We start from the raw sequence: 16,816 nt of genomic DNA, 5'->3' as shown, positions 1-16,816 counted from the left end.
TTTTCCTATGCGTAAATTTTAGAAAGTTGGAGGAACTTATGGAAGAAACAATTAGTTTAAAAGAGTTATTTCATATCTTAAAAAAACGTTTAGCAATGATCCTCGTAATCGCCTTTGGTGTAGCTATAGTAAGTGCTATCATTAGCTTCTTCTTTATGACACCAATCTATCAATCTTCGACGCAAATTCTTGTTAACCAGAAGAAGCAAGAAGGGGCAGCAATTCAATTTAATGAAGTACAAACAAATATTCAGTTAACAAATACATACAAGGTTATTATTAAAAGCCCAGTTATTTTGGATCAAGTGAAAGAAAAGCTAGGTTTAAATATAACAGTACAAGAGCTAAACAATAAAATTGAAGTAGCTAATGAGAAAGACTCACAAGTAGTGGCGGTAACTGCGCAAGATAAAGACCCAAAACTAGCTCGTGATATTGCTAATACAACTGCAGAAGTGTTTAAAGGTGAAGTTGCTAAAATTATGAGCGTTGATAACGTAACAGTATTATCTAAAGCAGAAGTTGCAGAAAATCAATCTCCAATTAAACCAGCGCCTATGCTTAATGTAGCAATTGCTTTCATTGTTGGTTTAATGGCTTCAGTTGGTCTTGCATTCTTACTAGAATACTTAGATAATACGGTGAAAAAAGAAGAAGATGTAGAAATCTTACTTGGCTTACCAGTGTTAGGAATTGTAGCTCGTATGGATGAAGAAACAATGAACGTGAAATCACACGCTCCATCATCAAGAAAAGTGAGGGGACAAACAATTGGCTCTTAATTTATTTAAAAAGAACAAGAATCATCGTCAACGCCGTCAATTAATTGCTCATCAACAACCAAAATCACCAATTTCAGAACAATATCGTAATATTCGAACGAATATTGAATTTGCAGCTGTTGATACGAATTTACATTCATTAATGGTCACGTCTGCAAACCCAAGTGAAGGGAAAACGACAACGACAGCGAATATGGCAGTTGTGTTTGCTCAACAAGGAAAAAAAGTATTATTAATTGATGCAGATATGCGTAAACCGGCTATGCATCAAATGTTCCAAGTAGATAATATTTTTGGACTTACGAACGTACTAACACATAGTGACCGTTTAGAAAAATGTGTGCAAACAACATTAGTTGATAATCTACACTTTTTAGCTTGTGGTCCAACCCCACCAAACCCGGCCGAATTGTTAGGCTCAAAATCAATGAAAGAACTTCTTGGACAAGCATACAGCATGTACGATTTAGTTATTTTTGATATGCCGCCAATTTTAGCTGTTACCGACGCACAAATTATGGCAAATGTATGTGATGCTTCTATTCTTGTTGTTCGTAGTGAATCAACAGAGAAAGAAACAGCAGTAAAAGCAAAAGGGTTATTGGAGTCTGCAAAAGGTAAATTGTTAGGTGTTGTTTTAAATGACCGTGAACGTGAACAAGGCTTATATTATTATTATGGCGCAAACTAATTAAAAGGATGAGATATGTTTCAACCATATCTCCTTTTTTCCCTTGAATATGAGATGTCTCATATTCAAGGGAAAAAAGACTGATAGGAGAAAGGGAGGCTGAAAGAATGATTGATTTACATTGTCACATTTTACATGGCATTGATGACGGTGCACAAGCAGTAACTGATAGTTTAGCAATGGCACAACAAGCTGTAGAAGAAGGAATACATACAATTGTCGCAACGCCGCACCATCAAAATGGCAAATATGTAAATGAACGCACCTCAATTATTCATCACGTAAAACAATTAAATGATGAACTACAACAATATAATATTCCACTTACTATTTTACCGGGGCAAGAGGTCAGGTTATATGGCGATTTATTAGAAGACTATGAAGCCGGTAAAATCGTTACTTTAAATGAAACAAATAAATATATATTCATTGAATTTCCATCTAATCACGTACCACGTTATGCAGAACAATTATTATATGAACTACGTATAAAGGGAATGATTCCAATTATTGTTCATCCAGAACGTAATGCCGAGTTAATCGAGCGGCCAGATAAGTTATATAATCTTGTAAATAAAGGTGCATTAACACAAGTGACAGCAGGTAGTTTACTTGGGAAATTTGGCAAGAAAATTAAAAAATTCTCACTACAGCTTGTGGAACATAATTTAACACATATGGTTGCTTCAGATGCACATAACACGACATCGAGAGGATTTCACTTAGCGGAAAGTTATGAACTAATTGAGAAAGAATTCGGAATGAATGTTATGAGTGATTTGAAAGAAAATCCGTACTTATTAATTAGCGGGAAGGCAATTTACAAAGAAGATCCAGAACAAATTCGTCGTAAAAAATTGTTCGGTATTTTTTAAATAAAGAATTGGTGATGTCTCCTAACCGTTATCAACGGGGGCACTCGGTCGTGCTGTGGGTAGAAATTTTATTTCATGCCTACCTTAGACGCTTGTCGTCGGGAGTATGGCGTGAGGATGGGTTAGATGCCCATAATTTATTTCTAATGGAAACTCTACCTATGGAGTTATAAAAATGACTCTATAGGTAGGGTTTTTGTTATTGTTACATACAAATAAATAGATTTATAGGGGGAGTATAATTGAAAAAAGTAAGAAAAGCGATTATCCCAGCTGCTGGTCTTGGGACAAGATTTTTACCAGCAACGAAGGCGATGCCGAAAGAAATGTTACCTATCGTCGATAAACCGACAATTCAATACATAATAGAAGAAGCGATTGAATCAGGAATTGAAGACATTATTATTGTTACTGGAAAAGGAAAACGTGCTATTGAAGATCATTTCGATCATTCTTTCGAATTAGAACAAAGCCTTTTAGAAAAAGGGAAGTATGAAATGCTTGAAAAAGTACAAGCTTCCTCAAAAATAAATATTCATTACATAAGACAGAAAGAACCAAAAGGTTTAGGGCATGCAGTATGGTGTGCGCGTAAATTTATTGGAAATGAGCCATTTGCGGTATTACTTGGTGATGATATTGTGCAAGCAGAAACACCGTGTTTACGTCAATTAATGGATCAATATGAAGGTACACAGTCGTCAGTTATCGGTGTACAAACAGTGCCTGAAAACGAAACACATCGTTACGGTATTATCGATCCAGTTGAACAAAATGAACGTCGTTATCAGGTGCGTCAATTTGTAGAAAAGCCAGTTCAAGGAACAGCGCCATCTAATTTGGCAATTATGGGACGTTACATATTAACACCAGAAATCTTTATGTTCCTAGAGAATCAGCAGACAGGTGCAGGTGGAGAAATTCAATTAACAGATGCGATTCAACGTTTAAATGAAATTCAGCGTGTATTTGCTTATGATTTTGAGGGAACTCGTTATGATGTTGGTGAGAAGTTTGGGTTTATTAAAACGACAATTGAGATGGCGTTACAACATAAAGAATTAAAAGATGAATTATTGGAGTATATGACTGAACTTATAAAAACAGAAAATATAAATGTGTAAAGGTGAGGTGAAAAGGTTGGAAGAAAGAGGATTAATGCATAAATCTGTGGAGAAAGAAATAAGTGTAGTGAAAAAAATATCAATTTTCCATGCATTTTTTAAAAGGACACTGGATATTATAGGTGCTATTGTGGGTTTGATAGTATTTTCTCCGTTTTTTATTATAATTCCTATCCTTTACATGCGTGGGGATGCGAAAGGACCAGTTTTCTTTAAACAATCCAGAATTGGTAAAGATGGTAAAGTATTTGGTATTTATAAATTTCGTTCTATGGTAGTTAATGCAGAAGAGAAATTAGAAAAAAATGAAGTCTTATATAAGAAATATGTAGATAATAACTATAAGCTTGAGCCAGAGGAAGATCCACGTATTACAAACATAGGGCGCTTTTTACGAAGAACAAGTTTAGATGAACTACCACAGTTTATCAATGTCCTTAAAGGCGATATGAGTTTAGTTGGTCCGAGACCAGTAATTCAGGAGGAATTAAAAGAATACGGCTCTAAAACTTCAGACTTTTTATCTGTGAGTCCTGGTTTAACAGGTTATTGGCAAGTGAGTGGTAGAAGTGATGTAGGATACCCAGAAAGGGTAGATATAGAATTATATTATGTATACAATCAATCTTTAAAATTAGATATTATTATCTTATTTAAAACAGTTTTATTGGTCGTATTACGTAAAGGTGCTTATTAAACATAATCATCACGTTTTTGAGATTATTCATAAATAGATTCCTTGAGAGAATTATAGCTTGTTCTATCTGAGGGATCTATTTATTTTTTTTATGTCAAACTTTTAGAAAGCTGAATAATATTAGATATATCATTATAAATATTAAATCTGATACATTTAATGGAATTAAGAGGTAATGTAAAATATGAGCGGAAAATATTTTCTTATAGGTCCTTATCCTCCTCCATTGGGAGGCGTGAGTATATATATATATAGGTATAGTAAATTTTTAGAAAAACAAGGTGAAGAAGTAGAATTTATCGATTTTGATAAAATGGGGCGTTTAGAAAAGTTTAAATTTTTAATGCGTTATTGTTTAATATCACCACAAAAGCATACTTTCCACCTTAATGAATTTAATACATTAACTATGATCGCTTTATTGTTACGGCCATTTCAATGTAGGATTATTTTACAAAATCATTCTATAAGAATTTTAGATACTTTTCGTAATATGAAAAAAATAATGACTAAATTATTTATAAAAAAAGTAGATTATTGTGTGTTGGTTGGAGAACATTTAAAAGATGGATATAGAAAGAATAACATACAACTACCAAAACGAGTCGTAGTAAAATCACCCTTTATACCACCTCCATTAGAGGATGAAGAACATATTTTATCGACGTATAGCGAAGAGGTTATAAGTTTTTTAAATAACCATGAACAAATATTAATAGGCAATGCCTCAAAGATTACATTTTATAAGAATATAGATTTGTATGGAATTGATATGTGTATAGAAGTAATAAGAATTTTAAAAAACAAGTATCCCAAAATAGGATTGATTTTCGCTTTGGCAGAAATAGGAAATGAAGAGTACTTCAAAAGTATTTTAGAAAAAATTAAAGAATATAAAATAGAGGGAAATATATTATTTCTTACAGGGCAAAAAGAATTATGGCCCCTATTTAAGAAATCAGATATAATGATTCGACCAACTTATAGTGATGCTTACGGTATAAGTATTGAAGAAGCAATTTACTTTAATTGTAGAGCTATTGCAAGTAATGTTTGCAATCGGCCAGAGGGTACAATATTGTTTGAAAACCGAAATATAAATGATTTAGTATGTAATATTGAAAAATGTATTGAAGATATGGATTCTAAGGAGAAATCAACATGATGCAGATATTAGCAAATTTGAGAGGGGAAATCCATAATAATATAATTCAACTAAGAAAAAAAGGTTTTTTTAGTTTATTATTAACAAAATTTTTAGTACAGTTTGTTGGGTTCGGAAGTGTTATTTTAGTTGCAAAATTTATTTCTCCTGAAAGTATGGCACAGATAAAAAGCTTACAGACTTATTTAATATTAGCTGTTCTAATAGGTACTTTTGGAATTGATACGGCAATATTAAAATATTGTGCGGAACCTAGGGAGGATAGCGAAAAAAATTATCTTCTCTCATATGCGATTCGAAGAAGCATAATTTTTTGTGTGATTGCAGTATTGTTATTTAATTTGTTTTTGTTTTTTGTTCCGAAGTATTCTATATCTCAGTGGGGATTGTATACCTTATGCATTCCAATGCTAGCAATGACAAATATTTTAATGAGCTATTTACTAGCTTTAAAAAAAGTAAATCGGATGGCCGTTATACAATCAATAATAAAAATACAGAATGCTGTATTTATTATTATTGGAACATGGTTGTTTGGCATTAAAGGATTTATCATTGCTACAGTATTAGGATTATTATTAGGATTATTACCTTTGTTTAAAGAGATAAATTCAATAAAAATATTACATAAAATACCTTCTAAAGTACCATATGCATTTTGGAGTATTGCGTTTTTTAGTTTTTTAGCGAATTTCACCAATAATATAGGGAATTATGCAGATATTATTATTATGGATAGTTTTACTACGGATCGAGTTGAAATGGGGTATTATGCCATAGCGACTATATTTTTACTAGGAGCAACTCAGGTTACAGCTACTTTACAAAGTATTTATACACCATATTTAGCAGAGAAAAATAAAGATATCAGGGCATTAAAGGCAATGACTTTTGATATCCAAAAAAAGACTATAATAATAAGTATTGTTGTTGGAGTAGCTGTTTACATTGCCTCAATGATATTTGTTCCCATTTTTTATGGGGAGGCTTATATAAACACAGCAAAGTATACCGGAATATTAATGATTAAGTATGTTTTGTATTCTTCGTATGCAATCACAGCTGCAATGTTAGTTTCTTTAGGAAAGATGAGAGAAAATTTTTATGTAACAATTATCTCAACACCTATAGCTTTATTTAGCAGCTATCTAGCTATTCAAAATTTCTCGGTTGTTGGAGTGGCATGGGCGCAAGTGTTTAATGGTCTGATTATTTTGGTATTACAGTATTCTATGGTATTTAGAGTTTTAAAAAAATGTGCATAAACTACTAGTTTTCTTATTGTTAGATAAAGTATTGGTTATGTAGTTTAATACTTTTTTATATAAATGGTTGTTAAGGGGATGAAACGCATGTTAGATGCCTATAGATTATATTCAATCGCTAGAAAGCAATATTTAAAACGAAATTTTAGGATAGCAAAAATTATTACAAAAATAAATAATTTAGTGCATAATTCAAATATACCTCATACAGCTCAAATAGGTGAAAATAGCTCATTTGGTTATGGTGGCATAGGAGTTGTTTTGCATAAAAATTGTAAAATAGGAAAAAAATGCGTTATTGGTCAAGGATGTACCATAGGAGGCAGAGCTGGACATGGTGGTCCACCCGTAATAGGGGATAATGTTTATATTGGCCCTGGTGCAAGATTATTAGGAGATTTTAAAATAGGAAATAATGTAGTAATAGGTGCCAATGCGGTTGTTATTAAGGATGTACCTGATAATAGTGTGGTAGGAGGAGTACCTGCGAGAGTTTTAGGTACAGATCCAAGTAGATATCTTAAAATGGAATAAGTGAAAAATATTAATATAGGAGGGGTTTTGTGTATTTAAAAAAGATAAAAGGATTATCCCCAAAGGAAATAGTAGTAAAAATTAAGAAAAAAACTTTTACTACTATTTCTAAAGAAATTAAATGTGTTCAAGATAACTTATATCCCTCTTATTCGAAAAAAATTTATAAATACGAGTTGGAAAATATTTTTTTAGATCCCATAGAGTACGAATTTACTGATTTCGAAATCAAGCAAATTAAAGAAACAACATCCCTCTATTTAAAGCATTATTTTGATTTATTAGGATCCGGATGGACTAAGGTTCAACATAATATAGAATGTAGGGGGCTAGGAGAGTATAGATATATTGCTAAAAAAATTGAATCAAATAATGTTGATGGATTGATAAGAAATTTAGTTAATAAAAAAAATATCCCCTATAGTAAATATGTGCGGAGTAAAATATCAGATAACTATTTACCGATAGATTGGAGAATAGATTTTAAATCAGGTTATTGTTGGGATTCAAGAAAACATTCTTCTAAACTATCTTTTGGTAAACAACCGGGAGTCGATATTAAAGTGCCTTGGGAGCTTTCAAGAATGCAACACTTAGTTCAATTTGTATGGGCATATAAATTAGCGAAACAAGGAAATGAAGGATTTGCTAGTCCATATGTATATGTAAGAGAATTTCAAGATGAGATCCTTGATTTTATCTCTACAAACCCACCTAAATTCGGAGTGAATTGGACATGTACTATGGACGTTGCGATTCGGGCGGCTAATTGGCTTTTAGTTTATGATTTATTTAAAGTACAAGGAGTCAAATTTGATAAGGAATTTGAAAAAATATTTGTACTTTCTATACATGATCATGGTAATTTTATTTTTAATAATTTAGAGCGTAATAAGGATATAAGAAATAATCATTATTTATCTAATATTGTGGGGCTATTCTTTATAGCTACATACCTTCCTGCCACAGAAGTGGTATCACAGTGGTTAAACTTTTCATTCCAAGAATTAATTCAAGAGATGAGTTTTCAATTTTATGAAGAAGGCTCAAACTTTGAAAATTCAACTACTTATCATCGCTTATCTAGCGAACTCATGCTTTATGCAACAACAGTGGCGCTAGCGTTACCTGAAGAGAAAATAAAGGTATTGCATAGTTATAGATTGCAAAATCATATTGAAATTTGTAAAAAACTAGGATTTGAAATTGATTCGGATAAATTTTGGGATTTCCATAAAGGAAAAACATTTCCGAATTGGTATATAGAGAGATTAGAAAAAATGGCTGAGTTTACAGTTGATATTACTAAGCCTAACGGAGAAGTTGCACAGTTTGGTGATAATGATAGTGGAAGATTCTTTAAGATACAGCCGTCTTATAATTTAGTAACAGTTGAGGAGGCTAAGCAAAAATATTTAAATTTAAGTACTTATAATGAATTAAGTGATAAAGAAAAGTACTGGGATGAAGACTTTTTAGAACACCGCTCTTTAGTCGCGGGAATTAACGCTTTATTTAAAAAGAAGAAATTTTTTAGCTTTGTAAATAAACCTTCTATAGAACATACATTAATTAAAAATATAGTAAAAAATAACATTAAACGATATGAAGAATCTATTTCACAGAGTTTAAAATATAATGTGTTAGACGTTTCCATAAATGAGCATGAGAAAAATGAAATAAATAAATTAGAGCAACAAGAAAAATTTGTTCAATATATTTTTAATTCTAAATCAAATTTAGTTGAAGGTTTAAAAAAGATAGCATATCCTGACTTTGGTATGTATATCTTTAAATCTCAAGATTTTTATTTAGCTATTAGGTGCGGGAAATTAGGTACTAATGGAAAAGGAAGTCATGATCATAATGATCAGCTCAGCATTGAATTAGTAATTGATGGGGAAGATATTATAAAAGATCCTGGAACATACCTATACACCCCAATACCAGAGAAAAGAAATTTATTTAGGTCAACAAAAGCACATTTTACAATTCAATTAGGTGATATAGAACAAAATAACTTTTATTATGGATTGAGTGGCTTATTTAACTTAGAGCATAATACAAATAGTCAGTGCCTGGAATTTAAAAATAATAGTTTTATAGGGTGCCATAGTGGTTATGGTCAGAAAGTATATAGGAAAATAGAAATATGTGACAAACAAGTAGTGATAACCGATTTTGGAACAAGTATTGTTAATCCGGAATTCAATTACTATTCAAATGGTTACGGACGAATTATTAGGAATAAATAAAATTTTTTTCTATACATTTCTAATTAACTAAAGAAGGAATAATAAAAATAAAATTACTTTATATAATGTAAAATTTAAATAAAATTGAGAAGGGATTTATTACGGAATATGAAGAGAGTAATGGTAATCAGTTATTGGTATTATCCGGAAAATGTAGCCCGTGCATTCCATGTGAAAGGTATTGTATCTTCTTTGATACAAGAGGGATATCATGTAGATTTAATAATTCCTAGAAATACTATGTATCAAGGGATTGGTACTAAAAAATCAGAAAATATAACTGTACATCAAGTGAAGCCAGGTATTTTACTCCATAAAGAAAAAAATAGATGGGATGTTAATAAAAATATATTAAATAATCCCCGTAGCAATTTTCTTATTAAAGGTTTGAAAAAACTATATGATGTATTTGTTTGGCCAGATCGAACAATTGAGTGGGCCATCAATGCATATCGCTATGTTAAAAAAAACAAATTGCATAATAACAGTGCAGCTATGGTGACTATAGGTTTACCGGTTTCTACTCATATTACAGGACACCTATTAAAAAAAGAAGCTTCGCATTTAAAGTGGATAGCAGATTATGGAGATCCTTTTTCTTTTAATCCAGATAGGAAAATAAGAAAATACGATAAGTTTCTAGAATCAAGGGTACTTAATAATGTAGATTCTATAGTAATACCAACAGAAAGTGCGATAGATTGCTACACTAATCTTGGTGTAAATAGGTCGGAAATTCATGTTATCCCTCAATTATTTGAAGAACAACAGGGTGAAAGTAACTATAAAATAGATAAGAGTAAATTTAATATAATGTACGCAGGGTCTTTTTATAGAGGGATTAGGAGCCCAGTAGAGTTTATTCATGGTCTAGTATTAGCTAGTAAAAATAATCCAAAATTACATTTTCATTATTTTGGAAATGTAAATGCTTTAGAAGAATTTTTAAAAGTTGAGGGATTGGATATAAAAACAATTCCTATTACGGTAAATACATTTAAAAATAGAAGTGAAATTATTAGCATTATGAAAAAAATGGACTTGTTAATTAATCTAAATAACAAGAGTACAAGTCAAATACCTAGTAAAATTATTGATTATTTGTATGCAAATAAACGAATTTTGAATATAGGATCAACTTTAACTGAACTATTTGATAATGTAAATAATCAAAAGGAACAAATTGCAGATAAATTACTTGAAATTAGTTTAGATAGTGTAGACTTTAACTATGCGGATTTAAAGGAATATTATAGTTATGCCTCTAATGCTAGAAAATATATGGACTTGCTTGATTAAATTTAAATAATAAATATGTTAATAAAGACGGTAGGAAGATAAATTAGTTAACTAAAAATATGGGAAGGGTTCTTGCGACATTAAAAATATATTTAATAGAGTAAGATTAAAGATAGGATGATATAAATAAATGCAAAAAGGTAGAATAGATTCACTTTTTTATAAGATATATATATTTATGGCAGCATTCTTGGGATTTTTATGGTTAAATCCATTTTTCACATGGAACAATAGCATAATACCTCTCTTTGGAATAATTCATATCTCAGTATTTTTATTATGGATTAGTATATCGGATTACAAAATTAATAAATCAAATATATTTAGTGCTTTTTTAGCTTTTATATTAATAGCAATTTTTAGTTTTAAGGACGAGAATATTATTCGTAACCTATGGCTATATTCTGTTTCACTTATTCCATTAGTTTTGATAAGGAATGAGGAACGTTTAAAGATTTATGATAATTTTATTAAAATAGTTGCCATATCTCTTATACCAGCAATAGCGATAGCTATTCTTTTATTTGTAGGAATAGATTTACAATGGTCTCAGTTATCTAGTACATCTTGGACAAAACCTTACTATAGGAATTACTTTAATTTATCTATCTACCACTTTTTTAACGGATCAGATCAAAGGTACTTCCTCCCTTGGGGAGGAAGTATTGATAGAATTTGTGGAATGTTTGATGAACCAGGAGTAGTTGGAACAATTAGTGGTTTAATCTTAGCATCTAAAGGATTTTCTTTGCGTAGAGGTTATGAGAAAATATTATTTGTAGCAGGGATATGCTCTTTCTCATTTGCTTTTTATGTAATTGTATTTTTATATCTTTTGATAAAGAAGTACAAATATGCTTTGCTATCAATAGGTGTGCTACTAATATTAATGAATACTGTACCTAAAGATACTTATGTATATGAAAAGATTCTTTACAGGTTGGAGTTAGGAAATAACGAATTAGAAGGAAATAATAGAGCGAACGCAGCATTCGAACAAATATATAAGGAATTTTTGCAAGATGGTAACTTATTGTTAGGGATGAAAGAAAAAGAGTATTTTTATAAAGCAAATGCTTATGGTTCAGAGGCATTATCTTGGAAAACCTTTGTAGTAGTAAATGGATTTTTATTATTCGTCCTTCATACCATATATTTTATGGGGCATGCTTTTGCTATGAGAAATAGGTATATCTGGATTTTTTGTATAATTTACTTCCTATCTATTTACCAAAGGCCATACGATTTTTCATTAAGCTATTGGCTTATATTTCTAGGGGGACTTGCTGGATTTAATAAGATGTCAATATCTAAATTTAATTCTTCAAAAAAGATTCGAGCGAACACAAATAGTCCTAATGCAGCTATTAATCAACTGGAGTAATTTAAGATATATATAACAGAATTAGGGATTGGGGAATCCAGATTAATTTAGATTCCTGTAATCCCTTTTTCTCATTTATATTAGAAAAATGATTGGAGCGAGTATATGTCAGAAATAGCTTTATTAATTCCTGTATATAACGATCAAGTTGGTTTAAATCAAACCTTAGAATCTTTATTGAAGGAAACAAAAGAGAAGGTAGATGTAGTAGTTGTTGATGATGGTAGTAAGGAACCAATCCTTGTTCCTAAGACTGTTGGAATTCACCATATTATTTTTATAAAATCTGAAGTTAATAAAGGAATTGAGCATGTCTTAAATTTAGGGTTAAAGTATATTTGTGATAATGGTTATACATTTGTTGCGAGGATAGATGCAGGAGATACTATTGAACCTAATCGATTTTATAAGCAAAAACAATATATGTTAGATAATCCAAATTATATGTTAATAGGTTCCAGCGTAAGACATACGGATATGGATGGTAAAGAAGTGTTTATAGAGCGTGTACCGCTTTCAACAGATGAGATAAAAAAGAAGATGCATATTAATAGCTGTTTCCCGCATCCATCAGTTATGTTTAGAACAGCAATTATTGAAGAGATTGGTGTATATCATACTGATTTTCCAGCGGCAGAAGATTATGAATTCTTCTTTAGAATAATGAATAAATATGAGGTTTCGAATTTAGATGAAGTACTTATTTGTAAAGAAATCAATCCAAATAGTATCTCATTAAGTAGGCGAAAAAGACAGTTGTACAGTAGAATAAAAATTCAAAAAAAATATTTTAATCCTCTAGTTTTAGAAAGCTACGTGGGAATAATAAAGTCTTTTATCTTGCTAGTAGCTCCTAACAAGCTAATTATTGGTATTAAATCTTTACTAAGTAGATCTAACTAATGATAAAAGGAGCAGTGAGGAATGAAAAAGGTTGTTTTTATATGTGAGGCATTAGGTGGGGGAGTTAGAAGACATTTAGTAGATGTACTCTCAAATTTAGACCTAAATAAATATGAAGTACATGTTATACATGGTACTCAGCGGGTAGATGATGTATTTCTATCGGCAAAAAATAATCTTATGAGAAAAGGGCTCTATTTTTACGAAGTCACAGAAATGGTGAGGGAATTATCACTTAAGAATGACATAGGAGCTACAAAATTAATTATAAAAATGCTAAGGGAAATTAAGCCGCAAATTGTTCATTGTCATAGCTCTAAAGCAGGTGCAATAGGCAGGATAGCAGCCAAAATATGTGGAGTGAAACAAGTGTACTATACGCCACATGCATATGTATTTCAAAACCCAAATTTATCAGCAAAGAAAAAGTTCATATATAAGAACGTTGAAAAACTATTAGGTTCTTTAACAACGAAGGTCCTTCATGTTTCCAAAGGTGAAGAAGGATTTGCTTTGGGACATAAAGTCATTTCATTAAATAAATCAATGGTAGTATATAATGGTATTTCTTCACCACCTACAGATAGTAAATTTCCTTTAAAAGATTGTAAAGAGAAATTGGTAGTAGGAACAATTGCGAGAATGGATTATCAAAAAAACCCATGGTTATTTATTCGTATAGCTGAGCAAGTTATTAAGGAAAATCAAAATGTTGAGTTTGTATATATTGGAGATGGAGAGTATTTTAAAGAAGTTTCTGATTATGTTAAAAGGAATAATTTAAGTGAATTCATTAAATTAAAAGGATTTCATTCAAACCCAGATATAGAATTAATATGTTTTGATATATTCTTATCTACTTCCTTATACGAAGGTATGCCATATTCATTAATAGAGGCATTATCATATAAAAAACCCATTATTGCTACAGATATTGTAGGTAATAATGAAATAGTGGTTGATGATTATAATGGTTATCTTTTTGATAAAGATAATGCTAGAGAAGGGACACAAAAAATATTAGAAATTATAAAAGATTATAGCCTATATGATAGGCTTTCTAAAAATGGCTTTAGGACATTTGAGGAACATTTTACGATTGAAAAAATGCTATCTTCAATAGAAGAGTTATATTCTAAATAAGAGACTATAGGTAGTAAAGGAATCCAAAATTAAGGGTTCAATAATCATTGATACGTAATAATAGAATTTAATTAACTGCAAGGATAATAAAGTATAGTGTGTCTATATGAAATTATTTGAGTGAGTTTAATTTTTTATGATTCTATATTTAATATAACGTTGATATATGAGTTGAATAATAAAAAAGATAAGGATTGGTGAAGATGAATAAAAAAGTTTGTGTAGTAGGTTTAGGTTACATTGGTTTACCAACTTCAGCTATTTTTGCAAAAGCGGGATATGATGTTATAGGGGTAGATGTAAACCCTGTTGCAATTGAAATGATTAATCAAGGTAAAGTTCATATTGAAGAGGTTGGATTAGGAGAATTAGTTAAAGATGTAGTAGAAAAGGGGAAATTGAGCGCTAGTGTAGAACCAACCAAAGCTGATGTGTTTATTATTGCTGTTCCTACACCACACAATGCTGATCATACTGCAAATTTAGACTATGTTGTAGAAGCTACTAAGTCTATTTTACCATTCTTACAGAAGGAAAGTATTGTAATTGTAGAATCTACGATTCCGCCAAGAACTATTGATGATACAGTGGCTCCAATTATTGAGGAACAGGGATGGAAAGTAGGAGAAGAAATTTACCTTGCACATTGTCCGGAACGTGTGTTACCTGGACGTATTTTAATTGAATTAGTAGAGAATACAAGAATAGTTGGTGGGATTAATAAAAAATCTACGCAAAAAGCAGCCGAAGTTTACGGTTGTTTTGTAAAAGGAGAAATCCTTGAAACTACTGCTGTAACAGCAGAAATGTCTAAGCTTATGGAAAACACATTCCGCGATGTAAATATTGCATTAGCAAATGAATTAGCAAAAATCTCTGAAAAACTTGGCGTAAATGCTTTAGAGGTTATTAAATTAGCTAACCATCATCCTCGAGTAAATTTACATCTTCCAGGACCAGGGGTTGGAGGACATTGTTTAGCAGTGGACCCGTATTTTATTATTGAAAAGGCACCCGAAGAGTCTCAATTAATTTCTAATGCGCGCTTTATAAATAATTCTATGCCTGTATTTGTTGTAGAGCAATTAGCAAAAATTATTCCAGATAAAAATGCAAAAGTTGCAGTTTTAGGAATTACATATAAAGGTAATATCGATGATGTCAGAGAAAGTCCAGCTATGACAATTGTAGATTTACTTAAAGAACAGGGTTATGAAGTTGCTGTACATGATCCTCATGTTCATGAAAATCAGGTCCATTTTAATTTATATAGTCTAGAGAATGCTGTAAAAAATGCAGAATGTATTTTAGTACTAACAGACCATAATGAGTTTAAACAAATAGATGAACAAGTCATTATTGATAACGCAAGAAAGGCTATTATATTTGATACACGTAATTGTATGAATATAAGCAGTAAACAAATTTCTTATTACAATTTTAATAATCTATATGAACTAAGAAGTTTAGCAAGCATAAGAGTATAATAAACTAATTGCAAATGGTTGGTTAAAAATGTGTTTTATTAAATGAAAAATTAAATTAGATACTTTATGCGAAGAGTATATAAAAATTTGAACTCTTGCAATTGAGTGCATAAAGGAATTTGATTATTTATGATGACTATAGATATTTTGAATGTATTTAGGCTATAATTGTAACTATGTTTTTTGAGAAAAGATTTCGATTTTCGAAAGAAGGTTAAAAAATGAAAAAGAAAATTTTATTCTGGGTTCTAGGTATTATTGGAATTCTTATTGTCGGTGGTGGAGTATATGCTTATACTGTTTATTCTAATGTTTCTAATACATTAGATGCTGTTCATAAACCATTAGATCGTGAGAAATCTGAAAAACGAGAAAAGAAGGTAGATATTTCAGATCAGAAACCCATATCTATTTTAATGATGGGGGTAGACCAACGTGGTGAAGACCAAGGAAGGTCGGATTCATTAATGCTATTTACATTAAATCCTACGACGAAATCTATGAAAATTGTTAGTATTCCACGTGATTCTTATACAGAAATCGTTGGAAAAGGTACAAAGGATAAAATTAATCATGCTTATGCTTTTGGCGGAATTGATATGGCTGTAAAAACAGTAGAGAATTTTCTTAATGTACCAGTTGATCATTATATTGAAGTAAATATGGATGGATTTAAAGATATTGTAGATGCTGTTGGTGGTGTAGATGTAAATAATGATTTAGATTTCACATATGAAGGAATTCATTTTGAAAAAGGAAACATTCATTTAGATGGTAGAAAGGCATTACATTATTCTAGGATGAGAAAGCTTGACCCACGTGGTGATTTCGGACGTCAAATGCGCCAACGTCAAGTAATTCAAGGAGTAATTAAACAGGGTGCTACAGTTTCTTCTTTAGCAAGTTACGGTGATGTATTAAAAGCAATTGAGAAAAACGTTAAAACAAGTTTAACGCAAGACCAAATGTTTGATATTCAAAAGAACTATAAAGATTGCATGCAGAATAGTGAAGAAATCCAAATCCCAGGTGATGGTCACAAAGCTGCTGATGGTATTTGGTACTACTATGTTCCGGATGCAGCAAAACAAGATTTAACGAATAAGTTAAGAACACATCTTGAATTGACTAAGTAATATGTAATAACCCAACTCCTTTGGAAGGAGTTGGGTTTATTTTTGCATGGATTTATATTAGTATTATATATTGTGA

The 16,816-nt window shown here is 30.9% G+C and carries 15 protein-coding genes; all 15 read left to right on the top strand.

Going from position 1 to position 16,816, the window contains the following annotated elements:
* The first annotated feature begins 38 nt into the window (after positions 1-38).
* The 15 genes from MR169_RS00390 to tagU all read left to right on the top strand — a co-directional run bounded on the left by MR169_RS00390 (position 39) and on the right by tagU (position 16,740).
* Entirely contained in the window at positions 39-782 is a 744-nt protein-coding gene (locus MR169_RS00390; RefSeq protein WP_098033387.1) for a YveK family protein, read from the top strand.
* Positions 772-1,473 (top strand): CpsD/CapB family tyrosine-protein kinase, encoded by a 702-nt coding sequence (locus MR169_RS00385; protein WP_242318727.1) that lies wholly within the window; start codon positions 772-774, stop codon positions 1,471-1,473. Before MR169_RS00390 ends, MR169_RS00385 begins: the two co-directional genes overlap by 11 nt.
* Positions 1,474-1,580: 107 nt before the next feature.
* Entirely contained in the window at positions 1,581-2,348 is a 768-nt protein-coding gene (locus MR169_RS00380; RefSeq protein WP_098783171.1) for a tyrosine-protein phosphatase, read from the top strand.
* A gap of 242 nt (positions 2,349-2,590) precedes the next feature.
* Entirely contained in the window at positions 2,591-3,472 is an 882-nt protein-coding gene (gene bpsC / locus MR169_RS00375) for a UTP--glucose-1-phosphate uridylyltransferase BpsC (protein ID WP_098783172.1), read from the top strand.
* A gap of 16 nt (positions 3,473-3,488) precedes the next feature.
* Positions 3,489-4,169, top strand: a complete 681-nt coding sequence (locus MR169_RS00370; protein ID WP_242318726.1) for a sugar transferase — start codon at positions 3,489-3,491, stop codon at positions 4,167-4,169.
* Between the two features lie 184 nt (positions 4,170-4,353).
* Positions 4,354-5,334 (top strand): glycosyltransferase family 4 protein, encoded by a 981-nt coding sequence (locus MR169_RS00365; protein WP_098033383.1) that lies wholly within the window; start codon positions 4,354-4,356, stop codon positions 5,332-5,334.
* Positions 5,331-6,599 (top strand): lipopolysaccharide biosynthesis protein, encoded by a 1,269-nt coding sequence (locus MR169_RS00360; protein WP_098033382.1) that lies wholly within the window; start codon positions 5,331-5,333, stop codon positions 6,597-6,599. The genes MR169_RS00365 and MR169_RS00360 overlap by 4 nt, the downstream gene beginning before the upstream one ends.
* 87 nt (positions 6,600-6,686) lie before the next feature.
* Positions 6,687-7,133: a serine O-acetyltransferase gene (locus MR169_RS00355; RefSeq protein WP_097853602.1), complete on the top strand. Its 447-nt coding sequence runs from the start codon at positions 6,687-6,689 to the stop codon at positions 7,131-7,133.
* A gap of 29 nt (positions 7,134-7,162) precedes the next feature.
* Positions 7,163-9,388, top strand: coding sequence for an alginate lyase family protein (locus MR169_RS00350; protein ID WP_194138358.1), 2,226 nt, complete (start codon positions 7,163-7,165; stop codon positions 9,386-9,388).
* Between the two features lie 108 nt (positions 9,389-9,496).
* Complete coding sequence (locus MR169_RS00345) at positions 9,497-10,687, top strand: glycosyltransferase family protein (RefSeq protein WP_242318725.1); 1,191 nt, start codon at positions 9,497-9,499, stop codon at positions 10,685-10,687.
* A 130-nt stretch (positions 10,688-10,817) separates the two neighbouring features.
* Positions 10,818-12,071: a transcriptional regulator gene (locus MR169_RS00340; protein WP_242318724.1), complete on the top strand. Its 1,254-nt coding sequence runs from the start codon at positions 10,818-10,820 to the stop codon at positions 12,069-12,071.
* Between the two features lie 105 nt (positions 12,072-12,176).
* A complete protein-coding gene (locus MR169_RS00335; RefSeq protein WP_098033378.1) occupies positions 12,177-12,974 on the top strand; it encodes a glycosyltransferase in 798 nt (265 codons plus the stop codon).
* A 21-nt stretch (positions 12,975-12,995) separates the two neighbouring features.
* Entirely contained in the window at positions 12,996-14,117 is a 1,122-nt protein-coding gene (locus MR169_RS00330; RefSeq protein ID WP_242318723.1) for a glycosyltransferase family 4 protein, read from the top strand.
* Positions 14,118-14,320: 203 nt separating this feature from the next.
* Positions 14,321-15,604, top strand: coding sequence for a nucleotide sugar dehydrogenase (locus MR169_RS00325; RefSeq protein WP_098783176.1), 1,284 nt, complete (start codon positions 14,321-14,323; stop codon positions 15,602-15,604).
* A gap of 221 nt (positions 15,605-15,825) precedes the next feature.
* Positions 15,826-16,740 carry a polyisoprenyl-teichoic acid--peptidoglycan teichoic acid transferase TagU gene (gene tagU, locus MR169_RS00320; RefSeq protein ID WP_029443643.1) on the top strand — a complete coding sequence of 305 codons (915 nt, stop codon included), beginning with the start codon at positions 15,826-15,828 and terminating at the stop codon, positions 16,738-16,740.
* Positions 16,741-16,816 lie beyond the last annotated feature (76 nt).

The sequence above is a fragment of the Bacillus cereus group sp. BfR-BA-01349 genome (genome assembly GCF_022663795.1).
GTDB lineage: Bacteria > Bacillota > Bacilli > Bacillales > Bacillaceae_G > Bacillus_A > Bacillus_A cereus.
The sequence above is the reverse complement of the archived record's forward strand: the minus strand, read 5'-3'. Positions and strand labels throughout refer to the sequence as shown.